Below are 6,849 nucleotides of genomic sequence, written 5' to 3' on the forward strand. Positions count from 1 at the left end.
GCTGATCAGTTGTCCTATTGCTCTGGGGAGACCATGCGACGGCGACTGCGCCGCCCCACGATCCGTGGCCGGATCGTGACTCTGACGGTCATACCCGTCATCGCTCTGATGGTGCTGTGGACTTTCGCCATGGTTTCGGTGACCGGAGACCTGCGGGCCCTGATCCGCGTGCAGGGTGTGTACGAGAGTTTCGGCACGCCGGTCGACACCGCCGTCGGCCAGATCCAGATCGAGCGCCGGATCTCCGCCGAGTATCTGGGGGCGGGACGCCAGGACAGCCCGGCCGCCGTCGCCGCACTCACCCAGCAGCAGCGTTCGACCGACCGGGCCGTGCGCGCCATGCGGGACGCGATCGCGAACCAGGAGCGGCGCGAGGATCTCTCCGCCCGGCAGCGGCAGTCACTCGGCGCGATGAACGGCGCCGTCGACGGGCTCGAGCCCCTGCGCGAGAGGGTGCTGGGCCGGACGATCTCCTGGGACGGCGCGGTCGACGCGTACACGGCCATGGTCGAGCCCACCTTCGACGTACAGTCCACGCTCACCGCGCTGCAGGCCGGTCAGCTGGCCCGCGAGGCGCAGGTCGTCGTCGAGCTGGTGCGCGTACGGGAGTTCGTCTCGCGGGAGGACGCGCTGGTCGCCGGGGCGCGCGCCGCGGGGACTCTCACCGACAGCCAGTACGACACGCTGACCGCCACCATCGAGGACCGGCGGGTCTTCCACCGTACGTACGTCCCCGACCTCCCGGCCGACTCCCGGAAGCTGTTCACGGACTTCGAGCGGGGCGAGGAGTACCGGGCGCTGACGGCGGGTGAGGACGCCCTCCTGCGGTCCGGCGCTTCCGGTGCGGGCCAGGCCATGGCCGCCGACTCCTGGCGGACCACGACGGACCGCGCGGTCAAGCGGTACATGCTGCTGTGCACCGATGCGGCGCTCAACACCGCCGACCGCGGCCGGGCCTTCGCCTACCGCGAGATGATCAAGGCCGCGGTCGTCGGTGTGCTCGGGCTGATCGCGGTGGGCCTGTCGATCCGGTTCTCGGTGGCCAGTGGCCGGCGCATCTCGCGCCGCCTGGAGGAACTGCGCGACGCCGCCGATGTGCTGGCCACCCGTCAGCTGCCCGAAGTGATGGAACGGCTCGGCGCGGGCGAGGAGGTCGACGCGGCCGCGGCCGCCCCGCCGCTCGACTTCGGCGAAGAGGCCAGAGGGCTCGACGAGATCGGCCAGGTCGGCCGGGCGCTCAACACCGCCCGTCTGGCAGCCGTCGAGGCAGCCGTCAAACAGGCGACCCTGCGCCGTGGCGTCTTCGCCGTCCTGCTCAACATCGCCCGGCGCAACCAGGCGCTGGTCCACCGCCAGTCGAAGCTGGTCGACACCCTGGAACGGCGTACGAGCGATCCGGACACGCTGGAGGACCTGTTCCGGATCGACCATCTGACGACCCGGATGCGCCGCCACGCGGAGGGGCTCATCATCCTCTCCGGCGCCACGCCAGGCCGCCGTTGGCGCAAGCCGGTGCCGGTGGCCGACATCGTGTCCGCTGCGGTCGGCGAGATCGAGGACTACACGCGGGTCGTGGTGCCGCCGATGCCCGCGGTGGGCATCAGCGCGGAGGCGGTGGCCGACGTGGTGCACCTGGTCGCAGAACTGGTCGAGAACGCGGCCGTGTTCTCCCCGCCGCACACCCAGGTCACCATGCGGACCGGACATGCCCGCAACGGTTTCGTGCTGGAGATCGACGATCGCGGGCTCGGCATGGACGCGGACGAACTGGCGCTGGCGCACCGGACGCTGACGCACCCGCGGGACTTCGACCCGGCGCAGGACGAGCGCCTCGGCCTGTATGTCGTCGGCCGGCTCGCCGAGCGGCACGGCATCGGGGTGACCCTCACCCGGTCGCCGTACGGCGGCACCACGGCCGTGGTGCTTTTTCCGCACACGATCCTCGCCCCCGTCGAGCCGGCCGACCGGCCGGGCGGTACGGAAGCGGAGGAGAAGCCCGCGCCGGTGCGGGCACTGCCCGCGCGCCGGGTGCTGGAGTCCGTCCCTCCGGTGCACGACCGCGCTCCGGAGGACCCCGCCGCCGCAGCGCCCGCCGAGTCGGGCCGGCCGTCCGCCGGAGTGGAGCCGCTCTCCGGCGCAGGCTCGGGCGCATCCACGGGCCGGGGCGTCGGCGCACCTCCGGCCGAGTCACGCCCGCCGTCCGCCGGCGTGGAACCCTCCGCCCAGGCCGGGCCTTTCGCCGAGGACGCGCCTGCCGCCCAGGCCGGGCCTGCAGAGGACGCGGCTCCCGCCCCGACCATGCCTCCCGCCGAGGACGCGTCTGCCGCCCAAGCCATGCCTCCCGCCCGCACGGCGTCTCCCGCCCAGGACGCCCCGCCGGTCCACACGCTGCCCACCCGCGTACGCCAGGCCTCGCTCGCCGCTCCCCTCCGCGAGCCGCGCCCCACCACCGCCGATGGACCCGAACGCGACGTCTCCCCGGAAGAGATGCGCTCGATCTTCGGAGCCTTCCAGCGCGGCCTCGACCGCGGACGCAAGGGCGATACCGTCGGCCCCGCGTCGCCGGGCGCCGCGCCGCGCCCCCGCACGACGGACGAAGGGACGGACGACGATGTCTGACGAAAACACCGGCGACCAGAGCGCCGGAGATCAGTCGGGCCTCGGCTGGCTGCTGGACGATCTGCTGGCCAGGACCGACCACGTTCGCCAGGCGGTGCTTCTGACGGCCGACGGCCTGGTCAGCAGCGCGTCCCGCGGCATGGTCAGGAGGGACATCGAGCATCTCTCCGCGGTCTGCGCGGGCTTCCACAGCCTCGCCAAGGAAGCGGGCGACCGCTTCGAGGCCGGGAAGGTACGGCAGACCATGGTCATGCTCGACAACGCCTTCCTCTTCATCACGCCGGCCGGCGACGGCAGCAGGCTCGCGGTGCTCTCCGACATCGAGACCGACGTCGGACAGCTGGCCCATGAAATGGCGCTGCTGGTCAGACGAGTGGGCCGGCACATGGCCGTCCCCACCCGCTCGGCCGCCGAGGCCACCGACGCCTAGACCGTGAGCGACCACTGGTACGAGGACGAGACCGGTCCCCTGGTGCGGCCGTACACCGTCACCCGCGGCCGGACACGTCCCGCCTCCGAGCACACCATCGACTTGATGTCGCAGGTCACGGCCATCGACCCGGCGGACCCCGAGCCGCGGCTCGACCATGCTCGCAGCTCGCTGCTCGAACTGGTACGCCGTGAGCCGCGCCCGGTCGCGGAGATCGCCGCCGACGCGGACCTGCCGCTGACCGTCGTACGCGTCCTGCTCGTCGATCTGGTCGAGGCCGGACTCGTCCGCGTCTCCGAACCGGTCACCCACAAGGACATGAACGATCCCGAGCTGCTGCGCGAAATCGTGGAGCGACTTCGGGAGCTGTGACGTTGTCGTTCACTTCGGCGCAATGTTTCCCCGTGTTGCCCGTCATCGCGCAATGATCGTCCGCTGATGCGCAACAAGCCTGCATTACGGGCGTGAGCTGCGGACTCGTAGGCTCAAGCCCCGTACCAGGAGTGGCGGTGATCGCCCGCTCGGCGGTCCCTTCCCTCATGCGCGGGCTCATCCGTCATGCCCCGCGGACCGCCGCCGATCACCCGTCGCCGACCCGCAGCCATGAAGGAGCCCCGTAGTGCTGGACCACGGCGAAGCCCCACCCACGACCGATCCATCGCACGCCGAGACCGCCGGTCTCGGCGCCCGGCTGATGCGGCGCAAGCCCGTCGAGCGCCTGGTCGCCGAGGGCGGCCAGGGCGAGGGCGGCACGCTTCGCCGCTCGCTCTCCATGTGGCAACTGACCATGATCAGCATTGGTGCCACGCTCGGCACCGGCATCTTCGTGGTGCTCGGCGAGGCCACGCCGCTGGCCGGCCCGGCCGTCGCGATCTCGTTCGTCATCGCCGGTCTGACCGCGCTGTTCTCTGCGCTCTCCTACGCCGAGCTGGCCGGCTCCATCCCGGTCTCCGGCTCTTCGTACTCGTACTCGTACGCAACCATGGGCGAGATCGTCGCCTGGATCTGCGGCTGGTGTCTGATCCTGGAGTACGGCGTCTCGGTCGCGGCCGTGGCCGTCGGCTGGGGTGAATACCTCAACGAGCTGCTCGACGGCACGCTCGGCATCACCATCCCCGAGTCGGTGTCCGCGCCGCTCGGCGAGGGCGGTTTCATCAACCTCCCGGCGCTGGTCGTCATCCTGCTCGCCATGGTGTTCCTGATGCGCGGCGCCAAGGAGAGCGCCCGGGTCAACACGATCATGGTGGTCGTCAAGATCGTCACCCTGGTGATCTTCTGCGCGATCGGCTTCATGGGCATCAAGGCCGGCAACTACACGCCGCTCGCCCCGCTCGGCGTGACCGGCATCAGCGCCGCCGCGGCCACTCTGTTCTTCTCGTACATCGGCTTCGACGCCGCCTCCACGGCCGGCGAGGAGGCCACGAACCCCAAGCGTGACCTGCCGCGCGCGATCATGCTCTCGCTGCTCATCGTCACCGTCCTGTACTGCCTCGTCGCCCTGGTCGCCGTCGGCGCCATGCCGTGGCAGGACTTCGAGGGCACCGAGGCCGCCCTGGCGCAGATCATGAAGGACGTCACCGGCCACAGCTTCTGGGGCGTCGTCCTCGCCGCCGGTGCGGTCGTCGCCATCGCCAGCGTCGTCTTCGCCGTCCTCTACGGTCAGACGCGCATCCTGTTCGCCATGGCCCGCGACGGTCTTGTCCCCAAGGCCTTCGCCAAGGTCGACCCCCGCACCGGGACCCCGCGCGCCAACACGCTGATCGTCTCGCTCTTCTGCGGTGTGCTTGCCGCGACCATCCCGCTCGGCGAGCTGGCCAATGCCACCAGCATCGGCACGCTCTTCGCGTTCGCGCTGGTCAATGTGGCCGTCGTGATCCTGCGCTACACCCGGCCCGACATGTCGCGCACCTTCCGCGTGGCGCTGTTCCCGGTGACCCCGATCCTGGGCCTGCTGTTCTGCCTCTACATGATGTTCAGCCTTCCGGGCGCCACCTGGGCGGTCTTCGGAGGCTGGATGATCGTAGGCATCGTGTTCTACTTCGCTTACGGCATGCGCCGTTCCCGACTGGCCACAGCAGAGAAATGATCCACCCGCAGTGCGACTGAACGATCTCGACGAACGCATCGTCCACGCCCTCGCCGAGGACGCCCGCCGCTCCTACGCGGACATCGGCTCCGAGGTGGGCCTCTCCGCCCCCGCCGTCAAACGGCGGGTCGACCGGCTGCGCGCCGAAGGCGCCATCACCGGCTTCACCGTACGGGTGGACCCGGCAGCGCTCGGCTGGGAGACCGAGGGTTTCGTCGAGATCTACTGTCGTCACAACACCTCGCCCAACGACATCCGTCGCGGCCTGGAGCGTTACCCGGAGGTCGTGTCCGCCTCCACCGTCACCGGTGAGGCGGACGCGATCGTCCAGGTCTTCGCCTCCGACATGCGCCACTTCGAGCGCGTGCTGGAGCGGATCGCGGGCGAGCCGTTCGTGGAGCGCACCAAGTCGGTGCTGGTGCTCTCCCCGCTGCTGCGGCGCTTCTCTTCGGGCGCGCCCGCCTGAGCCGCAGAAGCCGGGAGGGTAAGAGCTTCGGGTTCCAGGGCAGCACCCGGAAGTCGCCCGTCCCCGCCCTGACCCTCTCGAACGGGGTGCGACCACAGGCGTATCCGCCTACGTCGGCGGACGGATTCCCGCCCGCGCAATGAATCTCCGCCGCGGCCACCGATTGCGCAACGGATCGACCGTCGACGCGCAACGCTCCCGCCTTGTCGGGGTGGAGACCTGACCGTACCGTCGTAAATGTCTTCCTCACCCCTGCACACCGCCTGAGGTCAGCCATGCCCCCGCTGCGCACCGCCCTGCTCCAGAGCTCCGGCCGACCGGGCTCGGTCGCCGAGAATCTCAAGGCGCTGGACGAGGCCGCGAGCCGTGCCGCTGCCGCCGGCGCCGGGCTGCTGGTCTGCCCCGAGATGTTTCTCACCGGGTACGCGATCGGCGACGACGTGCCGCGGCTGGCCGAGCCGGCCGACGGCGCCGGCGCGCGGTCCGTCGCTGAGATCGCCGCACGACACGGCGTCGCTGTCGTCTACGGATACCCGGAGCGCGAGGGCGACCCCGAGCGCGAGGGCGAGCGGAGCGAGCCGGGGGTCCCCCCGGCCGAAGTCCCCCAGCTACCGCTGGAAGGTGCCCCCAGGGGGAGGATCTTCAACTCGGCGCAGCTGATCGGCCCCGACGGCGAGCGCCTCGCGAACTACCGAAAGACGCATCTCTTCGGCTGCTTCGAGCAGAAGTGGTTCACCCCGGGCGAGGAACCGGTCGTCCAGGCGGAGCTCGGCGGGATCCGGATCGGCATGCTGATCTGCTACGACGTGGAGTTCCCGGAGAACGTCCGGGCGCACGCGCTGGCCGGCACCGATCTGCTGGTGGTGCCCACCGCCCAGATGCACCCCTTCCAGTTCGTCGCGGAGTCCCTCATCCCTGTGCGGGCCTTCGAGAGCCAGATGTACATCGCGTACGTGAACAGGACGGGACCGGAGGGCGAGTTCGAGTTCGTCGGACTCAGCTGCCTCGCGAGCCCGGACGGCGTGGCCCGCGCCCGCGCCGGACGCGGCGAGGAACTGGTCGTCGGCGAGGTGGACCCAGCGTTCCTGAGCGCCTCGCGAGAAGCCAATCCGTATCTGCGCGACCGCCGCCCCGGCCTGTACGCCTCACTCGTCTGATTCGAAAATCCCCCGGTCTCGTGTCTGTAGCCGCCGGTCAGGCAGCTCCTTCTGTTTGGAGGGTCACTTGGTAGCCGAGTTGGTTGAGCTG

General features: G+C 70.6%; 6 protein-coding genes. All 6 read left to right on the forward strand.

The features are described 5' to 3' along the window. The first annotated feature begins 33 nt into the window (after positions 1–33). Positions 34–2,619, forward strand: coding sequence for a nitrate- and nitrite sensing domain-containing protein (locus tag ACFYWY_RS20715; protein ID WP_389188452.1), 2,586 nt, complete (start codon positions 34–36; stop codon positions 2,617–2,619). Continuing rightward, positions 2,612–3,049: a roadblock/LC7 domain-containing protein gene (locus ACFYWY_RS20720; protein ID WP_389188455.1), complete on the forward strand. Its 438-nt coding sequence runs from the start codon at positions 2,612–2,614 to the stop codon at positions 3,047–3,049. The genes ACFYWY_RS20715 and ACFYWY_RS20720 overlap by 8 nt, the downstream gene beginning before the upstream one ends. Before the next feature lie 3 nt (positions 3,050–3,052). Then, entirely contained in the window at positions 3,053–3,421 is a 369-nt protein-coding gene (locus ACFYWY_RS20725; RefSeq protein ID WP_389188458.1) for a DUF742 domain-containing protein, read from the forward strand. Between the two features lie 247 nt (positions 3,422–3,668). Further along, positions 3,669–5,135, forward strand: a complete 1,467-nt coding sequence (locus ACFYWY_RS20730; RefSeq protein WP_389188461.1) for an amino acid transporter — start codon at positions 3,669–3,671, stop codon at positions 5,133–5,135. Between the two features lie 10 nt (positions 5,136–5,145). Beyond that, positions 5,146–5,601: an Lrp/AsnC family transcriptional regulator gene (locus ACFYWY_RS20735; RefSeq protein ID WP_389188463.1), complete on the forward strand. Its 456-nt coding sequence runs from the start codon at positions 5,146–5,148 to the stop codon at positions 5,599–5,601. Between the two features lie 275 nt (positions 5,602–5,876). Continuing rightward, positions 5,877–6,758: a carbon-nitrogen hydrolase family protein gene (locus ACFYWY_RS20740; protein ID WP_389188466.1), complete on the forward strand. Its 882-nt coding sequence runs from the start codon at positions 5,877–5,879 to the stop codon at positions 6,756–6,758. The last annotated feature ends 91 nt before the right edge of the window (positions 6,759–6,849 follow it).

This window comes from Streptomyces sp. NPDC002870 (assembly GCF_042888505.1).
Taxonomy (GTDB): domain Bacteria; phylum Actinomycetota; class Actinomycetes; order Streptomycetales; family Streptomycetaceae; genus Streptomyces.